Here is a 17,504-nt window from a genome sequence, read left to right on the forward strand (position 1 = left end):
ATCGGTAAACTCAAAAGGAGCCCGTGATGGTTTCACGCGTAATTCCGGTAGAGCCATTCGATCTGGTGCTTTTCGGCGCGACCGGCGACCTGGCGCAGCGTAAGATCCTGCCGGGCCTGTACCATCGCTTCGAGGTCGGGCAAATGCCCGACGGCGCGCGGATCATCGGTACGGCACGCTCTGATATCGACAGCGACGGGTTTCGCGATCAGGTCCGCAAATCGATGCAACAGTTCGCGCCGGGTTTTTCCCAACAGACATTGGATCGGTTCCTTGCCCATGTCGAATACGTGCCCGTGGACGCTCTGGGTGAGGCCGGGTGGTCTGATCTGAAAGAGCTGATGCGCGATGACGTCGTGCGGGCCTTTTATTTGTCCGTTGGTCCAAGCCTTTTTTCGGGTATCGCGCAGCGGCTGCATGACGCTGGCCTTGCGACACCGGACAGCCGCATTGTCGTCGAAAAACCATTTGGGCACGACCTGGCCTCAGCGAAGGCGCTGAACGAAGGCTTGCGTGCCTGTTTCGAAGAACATCAGGTTTACCGAATCGACCATTATCTAGGCAAAGAGACCGTGCAGAACCTGATGGCGCTGCGCTTTGCGAACTCGCTGTTCGAACCACTCTGGAATTCGACCCATGTTGATCACGTGCAGATCACAGTAGCCGAGACCGTAAGCGTCGAAGGGCGCGGGGCCTATTACGATCAGTCCGGCGCGATGCGGGACATGATCCAGAACCATCTTGTGCAGTTGTTGTGCCTGACCGCGATGGAACCGCCGTCGAAATTCTCGCCCAATGCGGTGCGAGACGAGAAGGTCAAGGTTATCGAAGCGCTGGAACCCGTTGCCCAGTCCGACATCGCGCGCGGCCAGTACCGGGCCGAAAAAGGCGAGGGCGGCTATGTCGATCATGTCGGCAACCCCGCCAGCCGCACCGAAAGCTTCATTGCCCTCAAGGTTCATATCGGTAACTGGCGCTGGGCAGGTGTGCCGTTCTATCTGCGCACCGGTAAACGCCTGCGGGCACGCGAATCCGAAATTGCGGTGTTCTTTCGTGACCCTCCGCATACGATTTTCCCCAATGTCGGTCCACTGCATGGCAACGTATTGGTGATCCGGTTGCAACCTGATGAAGGCATCACCTTGCGCACCACGATAAAGGATCCGGGGCCGGGGGGCTTCCGCCTGTCGGACGTTGCGCTTGACATGAGCTTTGCCGATGCACTGGGGGCCGAAGCGCAAGCGCCGGACGCTTATGAACGTCTGGTGATGGATGTTATCCGTGGCGATCAAACCCTGTTCATGCGCGGGGATGAGGCCGAGGCCGCCTGGGCCTGGGTCGATCCCATCGTTCAGGGGTGGGAACAACGGGGTGATCGACCCGCACGATACGATCAGGGCGGTTCAGGCCCCGAAGAAGCATTGATGCTGATGCATCGCGATGGGCGTCGCTGGCGTCAGATCGGAGGGTAATCATGGTTCACTCAGTCATTTCCGATGTCACCGGACGGATCATCGACCGCAGCGCCGATCTGCGCGGCCCCCATCTTGAACGGATGGAGCAGGCCAGATCCAAAGGTCCTGCCCGTGCGCATCTGTCCTGTAGCGGTCAGGCCCATGCCTATGCGGGCGCAGGCGCAGATCAGCAATCGATGGCCACCGGCACCGCCGGCAATCTGGGCATCGTCACCGCCTATAATGACATGCTTTCGGCCCATCAGCCGTTCGAACGGTATCCCGCCCTGATCCGCGACGCGATCCGCGCCGCCGGTGGAACGGCACAGGTGGCAGGCGGTGTGCCCGCCATGTGTGACGGTGTTACCCAGGGCGAAGCGGGAATGGAACTGTCTTTGTTCTCGCGCGATGTGATTGCGCTGGCGACCGGTGTGGCGCTCAGCCATAACACGTACGACGCGGCCGTGTTCCTCGGGGTTTGTGACAAGATTGTCCCTGGTCTGATCATCGGCGCGCAGGTCTTTGGCCATCTGCCAGCCGTGTTCCTGCCCGCAGGACCAATGACCAGCGGCTTGCCGAACGACGAAAAAGCCAAGGTCCGACAGAAATTCGCCTCCGGAGAGGTGGGCCGCGAAGAGCTGATGGCGGCTGAAATGGCGGCTTATCACGGCCCCGGCACCTGTACCTTCTACGGCACCGCCAATACCAACCAGATGCTGATGGAGTTCATGGGCCTGCACCTGCCGGGCTCCAGCTTCGTCAATCCGAATACCCCGCTGCGTGACGCCCTGACCGAGGAAGGCGCGCGGCGTGCCCTGTCACTCAGCGCGATGGGCAACAGCTATACACCGGTCTGTCAGATTCTGGATGAGCGCGCCTTCGTCAACGGTATCGTGGGCCTGATGGCGACTGGTGGTTCAACCAATCTTCTGATCCACCTGATCGCCATGGCGCGCGCCGGTGGTATCGTGTTGGACTGGCAGGATTTTTCCGACATTTCCGCAGTCGTGCCGCTGGTCGCAAGGGTTTATCCCAACGGTCTGGCAGATGTGAACCACTACCATGCGGCCGGCGGCCTAGGGTACACGATCGGAACGCTGCTTGAAGATGGCTTGCTGCATCCGGACACGCTGACCGTCGCGGGGCAGGGGCTACACAACTATACCAAGGAACCCAAGCTGATTGATGGCGAGTTGATCTGGCAGGACGGCGCGGGTCACAGCCTGAACGAAAAGATCCTGCGCCCGGCCAAAGACCCTTTCCAACCCACCGGTGGCCTCTCGCGCCTGACTGGAAATCTGGGCACTGCTGTCATGAAAGTCTCGGCGGTTGCGCCAGAACATCAGGTCGTCGAAGCCCCCGTGCGCGTGTTTCACGGTCAGGATGAGGTCAAAACCGCATTCAAGGCCGGAGAGTTCACCGATGACGTCATTGTGGTTGTTCGCTTCCAAGGTCCCAAGGCCAATGGAATGCCTGAACTGCACTCGCTGACACCTATCCTGTCGATTTTGCAGGGCCGCGGGCAGAAAGTGGCACTGGTCACCGATGGCCGCATGTCGGGTGCTTCCGGCAAAGTACCCGCTGCCATTCATGTCTGCCCCGAAGCGCTGGATGGCGGGCCCATCGCCTACCTGCAAGACGGTGATCTTCTGCGCGTTGATGCGGTCAAGGGTGAGTTGGAAATCCTGACCGAAGGCGTTCTGGATCGTGCGCCCACAACCGCCGACCTTTCAGCCAACCAACACGGTGTCGGGCGCGACCTTTTCGATGCGTTCCGGCAGAATGTCGGGTCTGCCGACGCAGGCGCCAGCATATTCGGAGCATAAGAGATGTCCAAAACCCAACGCACCCGTGAAATCTGCGCACTTGCGCCCATTGTTCCGGTTCTGGTCGTCGATGACGCCGCTCAGGCTCGCCCTCTGGCCGAGGCGCTGGTCGCAGGTGGTTTGCCGGCGCTTGAAGTGACCTTGCGCACCCCGGCGGCGCTGGATGCGATCAAGGCCATGTCCGAAGTGCCAGGCGGCGTGGTCGGTGCAGGTACACTGGTCACGCCCGATGATGTCCGTGCTGCCAAACAAGCCGGCGCGCTGTTTGGCGTTTCCCCCGGCGCCACAGATACCCTGATCGCGGCGTGCGAGGCCGAAGGTCTGCCGCTGCTGCCCGGCGCCGCCACAGCAAGCGAAGCGATGGCGTTGCTGGAAAAGGGCTATGACATGCTGAAGTTCTTCCCGGCCGAGGCTTCAGGTGGTGCGCCTGCACTGAAGGCGATCGGCGCGCCGCTGCCACAGATCAGCTTCTGCCCTACGGGTGGTGTGTCCCCAACCAACGCCCGCGACTACCTGTCGTTGTCCAACGTGGTCTGCGCTGGCGGAAGCTGGGTCGCGCCGAAGCAAATGGTCGAAAACGGCGACTGGGCCGGGATCGAAACACTTGCGCGCGAGGCATCGAAGCTGGCGGATTGACGCTGCGCGGCCTCTCGGTAATGTGGGCGTCAATTCATACAGGTTGACTCCATGACACAGACAGTTTCCCTTTCCCAGGGGCGGGCATATTTGGCCATTCCAGGCCCTTCGGTCATGCCGGACGCGGTTTTGCAAGCCATGCACCGTCCGTCGCCCAACATCTATGATGGCGAACTAATTGATATGATGCCCGGCCTGACGCGCGATCTGTGCCGGGTTGCTGGCACAAAACACAACGTCGCCATTTATATCGCCAATGGCCACGGCACATGGGAGGCGGCGCTGTCCAACGTGATCGCCCCCGGCGAAACCGTTCTGGCCCCCGCCTCGGGCCGGTTTACCCACGGCTGGGCCGAAATGGCCGAGGGGCTCGGGGCAAAGGTACAGTTGATCAATTTCGGCAGCTCGTCCGCCTGGGATTTCGACCGGATCGCAGATGCGTTGCGTGCGGATCAAAACCACCAGATCAAGGCCGTTCTGGCGGTGCACGTGGATACATCCAGTTCGATCCGCAACGACATCCCGGCATTGCGTCAGCTTTTGGACGATCTGAACCACCCGGCGCTGTTGATGGCAGACTGTATCGCCTCGCTGGGCTGTGAACGGTTCGAGATGGATGAATGGGGCGTCGATGTCACTGTCACCGCCTGTCAGAAGGGGCTGATGACCCCGGCAGGCGTCGGCTTTGTCTTCTTCAACGAAAAGGCGCAAGCCAAGCGGGCCACCATGCCGCGTGTTTCGCAATACTGGGACTGGCAACCGCGTGCCCATCCAGACCTGTTCTACCAGTATTTCAACGGCACAGCGCCCACGCACCATCTCTACGGTTTGCGCGCCGCGCTGGACCTGATCCATGCAGAGGGGATCGAACAGGTCTGGGCCCGTCACGAACGACTGGCCAAGGCCATATGGGCAGCCTGCGAAACCTGGGCACAAGGCGGCGCGCTGCATCTGAACGTCGCTGACCGCGCCCACCGTAGCCACGCCGTCACCGCATTGCGCCTGACGGACAGCCGCGGCACAGCCCTGCGCGCATTCACCGAAAACCAGTTGGGCCTGACACTGGGCATCGGATTGGGAATGGAGGACTATGACGGCTGTTTCCGCCTGGGCCATATGGGTCATGTCAACGGGCAGATGGTGATGGCCATTCTGGGTGGAATGGAAACAGCCATGGCCGCACTTGATATACCGCGTGGCACGGGTGCCCTCGAAGCCGCCGCCGCCGTACTGGCCGCCTGACACCCTATTGGGGTCCCTGCGCGATCCGCCTCTTCATCTGGCTAAAAATATCCTCGGGGGGATCGCGCAGTGGCGCGATGGGGGGCAGACAGCCCCCCTTTGCTGTCCGACCATATGGAAAAGGATCAGTCAGCCCGTCCGCGCGCGACCACAAGCGCCTTGGGCAAAGCAGCGGCAAACGCGTCCAGATCAGACGCCGCTCCACAGCTGATCCGAATGCACCTGTTCTGAGGTGCAGCAAACGGCATTCGGACAAATATCCCTTGCGCGACCAATGCATCCAGAACGGCCTTGGCAAAACCCCCGTCCTGCCCACAGTCAATCGCCACGAAATTGGTGGCCGAAGGCAGGGCCGCCAATCCATTTTCCCGGGCAATCGCGCCGATCCGCTCACGTGCCTCTGCGATCTGCGCTTGGATATGCTCCAGCCACGCGCCATCCTGTAAAGCCGCCAAAGCCCCGGTCTGCGCGGCGCGGTTCATGCCGAAATGGTTGCGCACCTTGTTGAAGGCCGCGATCAGATCCCGCGTGCCCATGGCATACCCAACCCGTGCACCTGCCATGCCATAGACCTTCGAGAAGGTTCGCATCCGGATAACGCGGGGGTCGTCGATACCTACAGGCGCAGCCGTCCCCTCTGGCGCGCATTCCACATAGGCCTCATCCAGAACCAGCAGGCACCCATCGGGCAAAGCGTCCATGGCGGCCACTATATCCGCGCCAGAATGCCAGCTTCCCATCGGGTTGTCCGGATTGGCCAGATAGACCAGCTTGGCGTCGACCTCAGCAGCCTTGGCAAACAGGGCTGAGGGGTCTTCGTGATCACCTGAATACGGTACCTTGTGAAGAATGCCGCCGAACCCGGCCACATGATAGTTGAAGGTCGGATAGGCCCCGTCCGAGGTGACAACGGCATCCCCGGGGCCGACAATCAGTCGCACCAGATAGCCCAAAAGCCCATCAATCCCTTCGCCCACAACAATATTTTCCGACGACATGCCATGATGGTCTGCCAAAGCATGGCGCAGGTCATGGTTTTCGGGGTCACCATACATCCAGATCTCTGACGCCGCTTGTGCCATGGCCTCGATCGCGCGGGGGGACGGTCCGAAAATGCTCTCGTTGGCTCCCAATCGCGCAACAAATGACGCGCCACGTTGACGCTCTTGCGTTTCGGGGCCCACAAAGGGCACGGTGGCGGGCAGGGTTTGGGCTAGCGGGGTGTATCGAGGTTCGGTCATGTCCGCAGATAACCCCAAGCCCGATCAATGAGCAAGCACGCACCATGTTTTGGCGCGCAGGAAAAGATATTTGAAAAAGGAGCGCAAATGCGCATTTTCGTTGCCGTTATTCTCCTGGGCCTCGCCTATCTACTATTCTGGCCCGTCCCGGTTGAACCTGTTGCCGTCGAGATGCCGGAAGATGCCGGATTCACTGGGGATTTCGTCGAAAATACAGCACTGGACGCAGCGCAACTGATCCGCCTGCCGGGGGAAGAGATCGGCCCTGAAGACATCGCCGTCATGCCCGATGGATCAGTCTACACGACCAGTCTGGCAGGCACCCTCTATCGCATCGACGCGGCGGAACCGGTTGCAGTTGACCAACTTGGCGGGCGTCCCCTGGGCCTCAAGGCCGGACCGGATGGCGCGCTTTACATCGCCGACAGCTTTCGCGGCGTAATGCGTTGGACTGGCCCGGGCACGTTGGACAGAGTGGTGAGTGACATCAACGGCGCGCCAGTGATCTACGCGAACCAGTTGGATGTGGCGCAGGATGGCACGATTTACTTCTCAAATTCATCTGACCGCTTCGACCCGGAAACCATGGGCGGGACCAAACCGACCTCTGTCCTCACCATCTGGGAACAGTCCGATACAGGTTACGTCGCGCGTCGCACAGCCGATGGCCGCACCCAGAAGATCGCCGAGGGTTTTATCTATACCAACGGTGTCGCGCTTTCACCTGATGAGGATTTTCTGCTGATCGCGGAAACAGGTCGCGCGCGCGTGCACAAACTGTGGCTGACCGGACAAAAAGCAGGGCAACAAGAGATCCTGTTGGAAAATCTGCCCGGCTATCCTGACAACCTCGAGGCTCAGGGTGACGGCACCTATTGGATGGCCTTCGCCAGCCCGCGGGTCCCGTCCGAGGCATTGATGGCGTACCCGTTCCTGCGCAAGGTGATCTGGCGGTTGGGTCCGGCAGTACGCCCCGCGCCAATCCATCGCGGCATGATGGTGCAGTTTGATGGCGACGGTACGATCCTGCGCACGCTACAGGACCCGCAAGGCCGCTTGGGCATCACGACCGGAGGCAAGATCGTAGGCGATCAGTTCTATGTCATGACCCTCGATTCCCCGTGGTTCGGACGAATGCCTGTCAGCGAAATGCCCTGACGTCGCAGTGGTATTCCGCACTCTGTCCGGGCATGTTTGCAGCAATTGAATTTCGGGAGGTCCCCCATGTCACGCGTATCCGTTGCCTATCAAGACCACGTTGCCCATGTCACTCTGACCCGAGGCGACAAGATGAATGCGCTGGATGATGCGATGATCAAGGCGCTTCTGTCCGCCGGGCAAGAGGTCACCGCATCGGATGCCCGTGCCGTGGTCCTGTCCGGCGAAGGCAAAAGCTTTTGCGCCGGGCTCGACATGGCAAGCTTTGCCAAGATGGCCCATATGGACCCAACGGAATGGCTGATGACCCGCAGTCATGAAGACGCTAACGAAATGCAGGAACTTGCCCTGATCTGGCGTCGCGTTCCGGTTCCGGTGATCTGCGCAATTCAGGGTGTGGCCTATGGCGGTGGCCTGCAAATCGCGTTGGGCGCGGATATCCGTATCGCGCATCCCGAGGCGAAACTGGCGGTGATGGAGATGAAATGGGGCATCATCCCCGACATGGGTGGCATGGTTCTGCTGCCTCGACTGGTCCGCTCGGACGTGCTGCGCCTGCTGACTTACACAGCCCGCCCGATCGGCGCGACGCAGGCGGCCGATTGGGGCCTTGTCACGCAGCTGTCCGATGACCCGTTGACCGAGGCGCTTGCCATCGCCGAGAACATTGCCGGCCAAAGCCCTTCGGCCATCCGTGCCGCCAAGCGATTGATCGAAGTCGCCGAAACTCAGGTACGCGCAGACGTTCTGATGGCGGAATCCGCTGAACAGGTGGAATTGATCGGCAAGCCTGATCAAATGGAAGTGGTGATGGCGCAGATGCAGGGCCGCAAGCCTGAATTCAAATGATCACCGCATGAAAGACCGCCGTGCGTCGCGGGCCATGTTGTAGCGCATCTCGAGATCGGCGATGCGAGCCATGGCGGCCTTACGCTCGGCGGGGTCCGTCAGGGTCGCGTAGTCCTGTCTCGCGATATCGAGCTGCTTTTTGATGTCGAATTCTTCTGGCAAAACACCTGCCTGGGCCATGATCCGATGGCCGGCGGCGGTGGCCGGATCGCTCAATGCCTCGGATGACCGGTCAGGCAGCGGTTGGCCTTCGCCCTCGAGGCCCTGCAACTGACCCTCGGCCTGGGCTTTCTTGATCTGGCGCTCGACCAGTTTTCCCAACGCTCCAAACATAGCCTCTTCATACGTGATCCGCAGGGAGGTTGAAACCGGCTATCTGGCGCGTTGCGTAACCAGATAGGCAATGCCACCCGCCAACAGACCCCAGACAGCCGCGCCGAGTCCAAACGCGGTAATGCCGGATGCAGTGATGGCAAAGGTCAGGATGGCCGCTTCGCGCTCGGCTGGAACTTCCAGCGCCGCTGAAGTGGCATTGGCCATCACTCCGATCAGCGCAACACCGGTCAGCGTGCCCATCAACAGTGGATCGGCATGAATTGCGAACCCGGTGATTGCCACGGCGAACACTCCGAACAGGCAATAGAATACCCCACCCATTATCGCGGACCAGTAGCGTTGTTCGGGGTCTGGATGGCTGTCTTTGTTGGAACACATCGCCGCAGTGATAGCGGCAAGACAGGTTGCGGGCGCACCGAACGGAGAGGACAAGATGCTGGAAATGCCTACGGCCGAGAACAGCTTGCCTGTCTGCGGCGCATAACCAAAGCTGCGGATCACCGCGATTCCGGGGATGTTCTGAGTCGCCATCGTGACAATGAACAGCGGCACGGCAATTCCGATGACCGAAGCCACAGAGAAGCTGGGCGTGGTCCAGACCGGAGCCGCGATCCATTGCGTCGGTGTCAGCGACGCGTCCCCGGCGTTCAAAACCACGACGGCTGCCGCTGCTACAACCGCAGCCGGAACGGCAAACAGGCGGTTGATCCGGCCGGCGATGAACCAAGTCAGGATCACCGGCAAGGCTTGCCATGGCAGCTCGACCGCCGCCTGAAAGGGTAGTATGCAAAGCGGCAGCAACACGCCCCCCAACATGGCCTGCGCCAGAGTCGTAGGTATCGCCGCGGCCAACCGCCCCAAAGGTCGCCACAACCCGGCCAACACAGTCAATGCCCCTGCACATAGGAACGCGCCCGTCGCTTCAGCGAATCCGAGAGCCGGTGTGGCAGACACCGCCAACAAGGCAGCACCCGGTGTGGACCAGGCCACGCTGATCGGCTGCCTATACCACAGGCTTAGCACAATGGCGGTCAGACCCATGGCGATCGCCGCCATCATCAATCCGGACGCCGCCTGCGCCGGGGATGCGCCCATCGCCGCCAACCCTTGCAATACAATCGGGAAAGAGCTGAAGAAGCCGACGATTGCCACAACCAGCCCGGTCGAGACTGTCTGGAGCGGTGGGGCTGTGTGCGTCATTACGGCCTCGAAATATTGTGGTCGCGGATTGCTAACAAGCGGGGGCAGGGTCGGGCAAGGTCCCATCGTGCAAAAGAAAACCCCGCCGGATCAGCGACGGGGCCGGGGGTTTGAACATTAAGGACAAGATGAAGATCAGGCGATTTCAGCCAGCCGGGCGAGGGCTTCGTTCAGCTTGACCTCTTCTTCCTCGCGGGCGGCGAGGTTGGCTTTGGCTTCCGCAACCACCTCTTCCGGGGCCGAGGCCACGAATTTGGGGTTGTTCAGACGGCCGCGTAGGCCACCAAGTTCCTTGGCCAGTTTGCCCTTGGCTTTCTCCAACCGTTCCTTTTCCGCGCCGATGTCGATGATATCCGCCAGCGGCAGGCCAAAGGAGGCTCCGGGGGCGGCAATCGAGATGGTGCCCTTGGGCAATTCATCCGCTTTGGTCAGGCTGTCGATCCGCGCCAGACGTTTGATCAGCGCCTCGTTCCGGTCCCAGGCGGCCTGGCCGTGGGCGTCGATCTCGGTCACCAGCATCGGCACGTACAGGCCCGCCGGAACCCGCATCTGGGCGCGGGCCGAACGGGTGTTCTCGATCACCGAGATCACCCAGTTCATCTCGCGATCCGCGTCGGCATCGACCAGATCAGCGGCGGCATAGGTTGGCCAGTCGGCATGCACCAGCATCTTGGCGCGGCTGCCGGTCAGGCCCCACAGCTCTTCGGTGATGAAGGGCATGATCGGGTGCAGCAGAACCATGCACTGGTCCAGAACCCAGCGCATTGTGGCGCGGGTTTCAGCCTGTGCTTCGGCATCGTCGCCTTGCAGCAGCGGTTTGGACAGTTCCACGTACCAATCACAGACCTTGCCCCAGACAAAGGCATAAAGCCCGTTCGCCGCATCGTTGAAGCGATAGCTTTCCAATGCAGCGTCGACTTCTTCCCGCACGCGTGCGGTTTCGCCGATGATCCAGCGGTTCACGGCGGCCTTGGGCTCCAGGTCGGCCACATCCAACTGCGGCACTGCGTCGGTAAAGACTTCGTTCATTTCAGCGAAGCGGACGGCGTTCCACAGCTTGGTGCCGAAGTTGCGATAACCGGTGATGCGTTCGCGCGACAGTTTCAGCACGCCGCCAATCGCCGCCATCGACGTGTTGGTAAAGCGCAGCGCGTCGGCGCCGAATTCGTCCACGATTTCCAGCGGGTCGATGACGTTGCCGGTGGTCTTGGACATCTTCTTGCCCTTCTCGTCGCGGACGAGCTGGTGCAGGTAGACGGTGTGGAACGGGACCTGATCGACCACGGCCAATTGCATCATCATCATCCGGGCGACCCAAAAGAACAGGATGTCGAAGCCAGTGATCAGAACGTCCGTAGGGAAGTAGCGTTCCAGCTCCTCGGTCTGCTCGGGCCAGCCCAGCGTGCCGATGGGCCAGAGGCCGGAGGAGAACCATGTGTCGAGGACGTCAGGGTCACGCCAGACCGGGTAAACCAGCTTGGTCGGATCCTGTTCGATTGCATACTGCGCAAGGCTTTCGGCGAATTGATGGATCGCTTCCTGCTTGTCGGCGACCTCGATGACAGTCGCGTGGCTCAGTGGGCTGGGGATGTTTGCGTTGTCGTCGAGGAATTTCTCGGTCACCGCCGCAAGGCTCGCTGCGCATTCCATGACATTGCCACGGTGCAGCATGCCACGTTCATTCAGCAAGCGACCCATCTCGACCAAATCAAGATTGCCATCATTCTCGTCGTCGATGAACTCTTCTGCTGATAGGTCGAGACCGTACCAAACCGGTATCTGGTGTCCCCACCACAACTGGCGCGAGATGCACCAGGGCTCGATATTTTCCAGCCAGTGGTAATAGGTCTTCTCGCCCGATTCAGGAATGATCTTGACCGTACCATCCTTGACCGCATCCAGCGCGGGGCCGACGACCTTTTCGGCGTCGACGAACCACTGGTCAGTGAACATCGGTTCGATCACGACCTTTGAACGGTCGCCGAAGGGCTGCATGATCGGCTTGCTCTCGACAAGCGGCACCTGCGCTGCGGGATCATCATCTTCGCCCAGCTTGGTGCCCAGAACTGGATCGTCGGCGCGCGTCATGACGGCCAGACCGTCAGCGGTGATTTCTTCCACCACCTTCGCCCGGGCCTCGAAGCGGTCGAGCCCGCGCAGGTGATCAGGCACGAGGTTGATCGCGTCGATTTCGTTCTCTGTGAATTCGCGCCCGCGCGCGTATTCCTGAGCCTTGCCTGCCGCTTCGGCGTATGGTGCACCATCTGCCCGCATTGCACCTTTGGTGTCCATCAGGCGGTACATCGGAATGCCGCCGCGCTTGGCCACCATGTTATCGTTGAAGTCATGCGCGCCGGTGATCTTCACCGCGCCCGAGCCGAAATCGGGATCGGGGTAGTCATCGGTGATGATCGGAATCTGGCGGCGATGCTCTTTCGGGCCAACCGGGATTTCGCACAGTTTGCCGACGATGGGCGCATAGCGTTCATCCGACGGATGAACCGCAACCGCGCCATCACCCAGCATTGTCTCGGGGCGGGTCGTGGCGATCGAGATGTAATCGCGCTCTTCTTCCAGCACGATATTCCCGTCCTCGTCTTTTTCGACGTAAGTATAGGTCTCACCCCCCGCCAGCGGATATTTGAAGTGCCACATATGGCCGGCGACCTCGATATTTTCGACCTCGAGGTCCGAGATCGCGGTCTCGAAATGTGGATCCCAGTTGACCAGGCGCTTGCCGCGATAGATCAGGCCCTTCTCGTACATGTCGACGAAGACCTTGATCACCGCATCATGGAAGTTGGCCGAGTTCTCATGCCCCGTGCGCGGATCGCCCGCCGCACCGGCCATGGTAAATGCGTTGCGCGACCAGTCACAGGAAGACCCCAGACGCTTAAGCTGCTCGATGATCGTGCCGCCATATTCGCCTTTCCATTCCCAGACTTTCTCAAGGAATTTTTCACGGCCCAGTTCAGTGCGGCTGGGCTGTTGGGTGGCGGCCAGCATCTTTTCGACCTGCATCTGCGTGGCGATGCCGGCGTGGTCCTGACCCGGTTGCCACAGCGTGTCAAAGCCACGCATGCGGTGCCAGCGGATCAGGATGTCCTGCAGCGTGTTGTTGAAGGCGTGTCCAACGTGAAGCGCACCCGTCACGTTGGGCGGCGGGATCATGATGGTAAAGCTTTCATCGCGCGAACGGTTCGCGCCAGCCTTGAAGGCTCCGGCCTGTTCCCAGGCCTCATAAATGCGGGCCTCGGCCTCGGCCGCGTTGAATGTCTTTTCCATCGCCATGGGATGCGTCCTGCGTCAACAAATTCGGGTCAGCGACTGCAATAGCGAATGCGCGCGGTAAGGGGAAGGCCTAGTGCGCCTAAGCCATGCCAAAGCGCGCTTTGAAATAGGCGTCAACGCGTTGATAGGCGGGATCATGGAAATCCAGCGTCAGCAGCGAATGATCCTTGCCGGGATATTCGACCGTTTCCAGCAGATCGCCGAATGCCTGTTTGAGCGCCTGCATCAGTTTCTTGGGTGCAAGCTTGTCTTCTGAATACCGCATCGCCAGACCGGGGCCCTTCGCGGCCATGCCCGCAGAGGCCGCGCCGACGTCGTCAGCGCTCATGTGCAGATGACGGCCCCCGAGGATTGGCAGTGCAGGTTGGCTGGCTACCCCACCCAGTACTGCGTCTTCGGCCATCAGAGTAAGGGCAAAACTGCCTGTCAGGCACATGCCGATGACGCCCACACCGGCGCTGTTTTCGCGCTGCTTGATCTCACGGATCAGGGCGCGCATCCATCCTGCAATTGGGCTCTGTCTGCCACGGGCGAAAATGTTGAACTCGCGCCGCACGCAGAACAACCGGGCCATGTTCTTGGCCATTTCAACCTTGCCATAGGCTCCAAACAAATGAGGCAGGTAGACGCGAAAGCCGGATGCATTGAGCTTTGCGGACAACGCCAGCGTTTCGGGCCCGATCCCTGGCAGCTCCTGAAGGATCAGGATCGGTGGGCCTTCACCGCCGACATAAACGTCATGTGTGATCGTCTGCCCGCTGGTCATCGGGGCAGAGAAGGGAAAAACGGTATCATGCGTCCAGCTCATGGCCCAAGGCTATCCGAACATCCTTTGCGCGCAAACGAATTTCGGCGAACCCCGCTGGACATTGCCGGGTCGCGGGCTACGCTCGCCCCTGAGATCGCGCAGGAGGGCCACCCCATGGAAAAGTTCGGCAGAAGCCAGCCGGTGAAACGGACCGAGGATCAACGATTCCTGACCGGGCAGGGGCGTTACATGGATGATGCGGTGCCCGGGAACGCTTTGTTTGCCGCTTTCTACCGCAGTCCGGTGGCGCATGGTGACATCACGTCTCTGGATATCGAGGCCGCAGGGGCTGCCGACGGCGTTCGGCTGGTCATGACGCTGGACGATCTGGCCGCAACAGGCATCGACACGGTGCTGAATGCGGCAGTCCTGCAGAACCGCGATGGGTCCAAGGCGGCTGCGCCGGACCGGCACATGCTGGCCAAGGACCGTGTGCGCTTTGTGGGCGAGCCGGTGGCGGTTGTCGTTGCGGATACACTGATCCAGGCGCAGGACGCGGTCGAGTTAATCTGGATGGACACAGTAGAACGCTCGGCCAAACTGGACGTTGACGCAGGTGGTGAGACTTTACACACGCAAGCACCTGATAACCGCGCTTTTGATTGGGGATTGGGCGACGAAACCGCGACCCAGGCTGCCTTTCAGTCCGCCGCACATACCGTGTCGCTGAACGTCGCCGACAACAGGGTCATCATCAGTTCGCTGGAACCGCGTGGCTGCCAGGCCGATTGGTCTGACGGGCGTCTGCATTTTTCCTATGGTGGGCAGGGCGTCTGGGCGATGAAGGCCCAACTGGCACAAAAGCTGAAACTGGATGCGGACGACATACGCGTCACGACCCCGGATGTCGGTGGTGGTTTCGGTATGAAAGTGATGCCATACCCTGAATATTTCTGTGTTTCAGTGGCGGCGATGAAGTTGGGTCAGCCGGTGCACTGGATGTCCGACCGGTCCGAGGCGATGCTGTCTGACCATCATGGCCGCGATCTGACCTCGCTGGCCGAGCTGGCCTTCGACGCCGATTGCAAGATCATTGCCTACCGCGTCCACAGCAAGGTGAATCTTGGCGCCTATAACAGCCACTTCGGTCAGGCGATCCAGACCAGCCTGTTCAGCAAGGTGTTGATGGGTGTCTACGACGTCCAGACCACTTATTTGCGGGTCGAAGGGTTCTATACGAACACGACGCAGGTCGACGCATATCGCGGTGCAGGTCGGCCCGAGGCGATTTACGTGCTTGAACGCGTGATGGATCGCGCCGCGCGCGAACTGGGCGTTGACCCGTGGGAGCTGCGGCGCAGAAATTTCATCCGCCCCGGTGATTTCCCTTACACCTCCTCCACCGGCGAAACTTATGATGTCGGTGATTTCGACATGGTCCTCACCCGCGCGGCTGACCAGACCACCGGGTTCGAGGGCCGCAAGGTTGCGGATGCCGAACGCGGGCTGATCCGGGGGCAGGGTCTCTGTTACTATATCGAAAGCATTTTGGGAGACCCTTCCGAAAACGCGAAGGTCGCGTTTTGCGAGGATGGCACGGTGAACCTTTACGTCGGCACACAATCGAACGGGCAGGGGCATGAGACTGTTTACGCCCAGTTCCTGTCGGATCAGACGGGTATCCCCATGAACATGATCACCGTCATACAGGGCGATACCGACCGGCTTGCCCATGGCGGCGGCACTGGTGGTTCTCGCTCGGTCACGGTGCAAAGCACCGCCACTCTGGTCACGATTGACAAGATGATCGCCGCATTCACGCCTTATCTTGCCGATAAGATGGGGGTCGAGGAAAGTGATGTGAGTTTTGACCACGAGACATTCCGAGCGCCGGGCTCCAACCTGACGCCGACGCTGACCGAAGCCGCCGAGATGGCGCGTGCCGATGGTCGAATGGATCTGCTGCAACATGAGGCCCGCGCCAACCTGGATGCGCGCAGCTACCCGAATGGCGCGCATGTTGCCGAAGTCGTGATCGATTCTTACACCGGCGAAACGTGGGTGGACCGCTACACCGTGGTTGACGATTTTGGAAATCTTATCAATCCGATGCTGGCCGAAGGGCAGGTGCATGGCGGGGTGGTGCAGGGCATCGGGCAGGCCCTGACGGAACATGTCGTGCACGATGCACATGGGCAACTGCTCACGGCTTCGTTTATGGACTACGCCTTGCTCCGTGCAACCGACATACCCATGATTAAGTTTACCTCGGCGCCGGTTCCATCAACCTCAAACCCGATAGGAATGAAAGGGTGTGGCGAGGCCGGCACCGTGGGCGCGCTGGCCGCGGTGGCAAACGCGGTTCAGGATGCGCTCTGGGATTACGGGGTGCGGCAGGCGGACATGCCTTTCACACCTCATAGAGTATGGGAATTGTTGACGCATGGTTCTGTCGCGGCTGAGTAGAAAGGTACTGGGATGGCTCGGACGGCCCTTACGGTCCGAGCATTCCGCCGAGGCGCTTCACCGCGAGCCCGTCAGCCACGTGATTATCTTGGACGGCACCATGTCGACGTTGGAGCCGGGCTATGAAACCCATGCGGGCCAGACCCTGCGACTATGCCGCGAAATGGGCAGCAAAGTGTCCGTCTTTTACGAATCTGGTGTGCAATGGGAAAACTGGAAGTCCTCGCTAGACGTGATGATGGGGCGGGGCATCAACCGCCAGATCCGCCGCGCATATGGCTATCTCGCTTCACGCTACAAACCCGGCGACCGTATCTATTTCATCGGCTATTCACGCGGCGCTTACGGTGTGCGCAGCTTGGCTGGTGTGATTGACATGATCGGTCTGCTCAAGGCCGAACATGCCACTGTGCGCAATATCAAGCAGGCCTACCGGCACTATGAATGCAATGCCAGCGGGTCGGCTGCGGCCGAGTTCCGGAAGCAATTTTGTCACGAAGATGTGGCGATTGAGATGGTTGGCGTCTGGGATACGGTCAAAGCGCTGGGCATGCGTCTGCCGCTGCTGTGGCGCTGGGCCGAAGAGCGTCACGCCTTTCACTCCCACCAGCTTGGACCGGCGACGCGCCACGGGTACCACGCAATGGCACTGGACGAGACTCGCGAAGTGTTTGAGCCGGTCTTGTGGAAATGTACGCCCGAATTCAAAGGTCATGTCGAGCAGGTCTGGTTCCGCGGCACACATGGCGATGTCGGTGGCCAATTGAACGGGTTCGAAGAGGCGCGTCCGCTTAGTAACATCTCTCTGGTTTGGATGCTGGACAAGGCCGAGTTGCACGGCTTGCCGTTGCCCGAAGGGTGGCGCGATCGTTACCCAACAGACACGTCGGCTCGTTCAGTCGGCACGTGGCGTGGCTGGGGAAAGATTTTCCTGCTGCGCAAGCACCGCAAAGTGGGGCGGGATCGGTCAGAGAAACTGCATGTCTCGGTGTCGCCAGATGAACTGCCGGGCTGGGTGCCTATGCCGGACTTGCCGTCCCACCCGGCGCAATAACGG

13 protein-coding genes are annotated in these 17,504 nt (G+C 60.5%); 8 read left to right on the forward strand and 5 right to left on the reverse strand.

Annotated elements, in window-relative coordinates; translation table 11 throughout:
• Window positions 1-26 precede the first annotated feature (26 nt).
• The 4 genes from zwf to AC2FLP_RS13100 are packed head-to-tail and all read left to right on the forward strand — an operon-like array spanning window position 27 to window position 5,158.
• Window positions 27-1,472: a glucose-6-phosphate dehydrogenase gene (gene zwf, locus AC2FLP_RS13085; protein WP_496673897.1), complete on the forward strand. Its 1,446-nt coding sequence runs from the start codon at window positions 27-29 to the stop codon at window positions 1,470-1,472.
• A gap of 2 nt (window positions 1,473-1,474) precedes the next feature.
• A complete protein-coding gene (gene edd, locus AC2FLP_RS13090) occupies window positions 1,475-3,280 on the forward strand; it encodes a phosphogluconate dehydratase (protein WP_299898639.1) in 1,806 nt (601 codons plus the stop codon).
• Window positions 3,281-3,283: 3 nt separating this feature from the next.
• Entirely contained in the window at window positions 3,284-3,916 is a 633-nt protein-coding gene (locus AC2FLP_RS13095; protein ID WP_299898641.1) for a bifunctional 4-hydroxy-2-oxoglutarate aldolase/2-dehydro-3-deoxy-phosphogluconate aldolase, read from the forward strand.
• A gap of 51 nt (window positions 3,917-3,967) precedes the next feature.
• Complete coding sequence (locus AC2FLP_RS13100) at window positions 3,968-5,158, forward strand: pyridoxal-phosphate-dependent aminotransferase family protein (protein WP_496684010.1); 1,191 nt, start codon at window positions 3,968-3,970, stop codon at window positions 5,156-5,158.
• 125 nt (window positions 5,159-5,283) lie between these two features.
• Here AC2FLP_RS13100 and AC2FLP_RS13105 read toward each other — a convergent pair whose 3' ends face one another.
• On the reverse strand, window positions 5,284-6,399 hold the full coding sequence (locus AC2FLP_RS13105; protein ID WP_299898645.1) for a pyridoxal phosphate-dependent aminotransferase: 1,116 nt from the start codon (window positions 6,397-6,399) through the stop codon (window positions 5,284-5,286).
• An 87-nt stretch (window positions 6,400-6,486) separates the two neighbouring features.
• Here AC2FLP_RS13105 and AC2FLP_RS13110 point away from each other — a divergent pair, with 87 nt between their 5' ends.
• Together AC2FLP_RS13110 and AC2FLP_RS13115 are read left to right on the forward strand one after the other, a co-directional pair.
• Window positions 6,487-7,557 carry an SMP-30/gluconolactonase/LRE family protein gene (locus AC2FLP_RS13110; RefSeq protein WP_299898647.1) on the forward strand — a complete coding sequence of 357 codons (1,071 nt, stop codon included), beginning with the start codon at window positions 6,487-6,489 and terminating at the stop codon, window positions 7,555-7,557.
• Window positions 7,558-7,623: 66 nt separating this feature from the next.
• A complete protein-coding gene (locus AC2FLP_RS13115) occupies window positions 7,624-8,406 on the forward strand; it encodes a crotonase/enoyl-CoA hydratase family protein (RefSeq protein WP_299898649.1) in 783 nt (260 codons plus the stop codon).
• Here the strand turns inward: AC2FLP_RS13115 and AC2FLP_RS13120 are convergent, their stop codons facing one another.
• The 4 genes from AC2FLP_RS13120 to AC2FLP_RS13135 form a co-directional block, all read right to left on the reverse strand.
• Complete coding sequence (locus tag AC2FLP_RS13120; protein ID WP_299898651.1) at window positions 8,407-8,739, reverse strand: DnaJ family domain-containing protein; 333 nt, start codon at window positions 8,737-8,739, stop codon at window positions 8,407-8,409.
• A 39-nt stretch (window positions 8,740-8,778) separates the two neighbouring features.
• Complete coding sequence (locus tag AC2FLP_RS13125; RefSeq protein ID WP_299898653.1) at window positions 8,779-9,942, reverse strand: benzoate/H(+) symporter BenE family transporter; 1,164 nt, start codon at window positions 9,940-9,942, stop codon at window positions 8,779-8,781.
• A 135-nt stretch (window positions 9,943-10,077) separates the two neighbouring features.
• Window positions 10,078-13,233, reverse strand: a complete 3,156-nt coding sequence (locus AC2FLP_RS13130; protein ID WP_496684005.1) for a valine--tRNA ligase — start codon at window positions 13,231-13,233, stop codon at window positions 10,078-10,080.
• Between the two features lie 79 nt (window positions 13,234-13,312).
• On the reverse strand, window positions 13,313-14,041 hold the full coding sequence (locus AC2FLP_RS13135) for a dienelactone hydrolase family protein (RefSeq protein WP_496684002.1): 729 nt from the start codon (window positions 14,039-14,041) through the stop codon (window positions 13,313-13,315).
• 114 nt (window positions 14,042-14,155) lie between these two features.
• Here AC2FLP_RS13135 and AC2FLP_RS13140 point away from each other — a divergent pair, with 114 nt between their 5' ends.
• Window positions 14,156-16,447 carry a xanthine dehydrogenase family protein molybdopterin-binding subunit gene (locus AC2FLP_RS13140; protein ID WP_496683999.1) on the forward strand — a complete coding sequence of 764 codons (2,292 nt, stop codon included), beginning with the start codon at window positions 14,156-14,158 and terminating at the stop codon, window positions 16,445-16,447.
• Window positions 16,425-17,501, forward strand: a complete 1,077-nt coding sequence (locus AC2FLP_RS13145) for a T6SS phospholipase effector Tle1-like catalytic domain-containing protein (RefSeq protein WP_117869674.1) — start codon at window positions 16,425-16,427, stop codon at window positions 17,499-17,501. The genes AC2FLP_RS13140 and AC2FLP_RS13145 overlap by 23 nt, the downstream gene beginning before the upstream one ends.
• Window positions 17,502-17,504: the final 3 nt, after the last annotated feature.

It is taken from the genome of Ruegeria sp. CDSA141 (genome assembly GCF_059612005.1).

What these genes read in the sequence shown, in the direction of transcription:
- zwf (WP_496673897.1), top strand. Translation starts at nt 27, where the DNA reads ATGGTTTCACGCGTAATTCCGGTAGAGCCATTCGATCTGGTGCTTTTC.
- edd (WP_299898639.1), top strand. Translation starts at nt 1,475, where the DNA reads ATGGTTCACTCAGTCATTTCCGATGTCACCGGACGGATCATCGACCGC.
- AC2FLP_RS13095 (WP_299898641.1), top strand. Translation starts at nt 3,284, where the DNA reads ATGTCCAAAACCCAACGCACCCGTGAAATCTGCGCACTTGCGCCCATT.
- AC2FLP_RS13100 (WP_496684010.1), top strand. Translation starts at nt 3,968, where the DNA reads ATGACACAGACAGTTTCCCTTTCCCAGGGGCGGGCATATTTGGCCATT.
- AC2FLP_RS13105 (WP_299898645.1), bottom strand. Translation starts at nt 6,399, where the DNA reads ATGACCGAACCTCGATACACCCCGCTAGCCCAAACCCTGCCCGCCACC.
- AC2FLP_RS13110 (WP_299898647.1), top strand. Translation starts at nt 6,487, where the DNA reads ATGCGCATTTTCGTTGCCGTTATTCTCCTGGGCCTCGCCTATCTACTA.
- AC2FLP_RS13115 (WP_299898649.1), top strand. Translation starts at nt 7,624, where the DNA reads ATGTCACGCGTATCCGTTGCCTATCAAGACCACGTTGCCCATGTCACT.
- AC2FLP_RS13120 (WP_299898651.1), bottom strand. Translation starts at nt 8,739, where the DNA reads ATGTTTGGAGCGTTGGGAAAACTGGTCGAGCGCCAGATCAAGAAAGCC.
- AC2FLP_RS13125 (WP_299898653.1), bottom strand. Translation starts at nt 9,942, where the DNA reads ATGACGCACACAGCCCCACCGCTCCAGACAGTCTCGACCGGGCTGGTT.
- AC2FLP_RS13130 (WP_496684005.1), bottom strand. Translation starts at nt 13,233, where the DNA reads ATGGCGATGGAAAAGACATTCAACGCGGCCGAGGCCGAGGCCCGCATT.
- AC2FLP_RS13135 (WP_496684002.1), bottom strand. Translation starts at nt 14,041, where the DNA reads ATGAGCTGGACGCATGATACCGTTTTTCCCTTCTCTGCCCCGATGACC.
- AC2FLP_RS13140 (WP_496683999.1), top strand. Translation starts at nt 14,156, where the DNA reads ATGGAAAAGTTCGGCAGAAGCCAGCCGGTGAAACGGACCGAGGATCAA.
- AC2FLP_RS13145 (WP_117869674.1), top strand. Translation starts at nt 16,425, where the DNA reads ATGGTTCTGTCGCGGCTGAGTAGAAAGGTACTGGGATGGCTCGGACGG.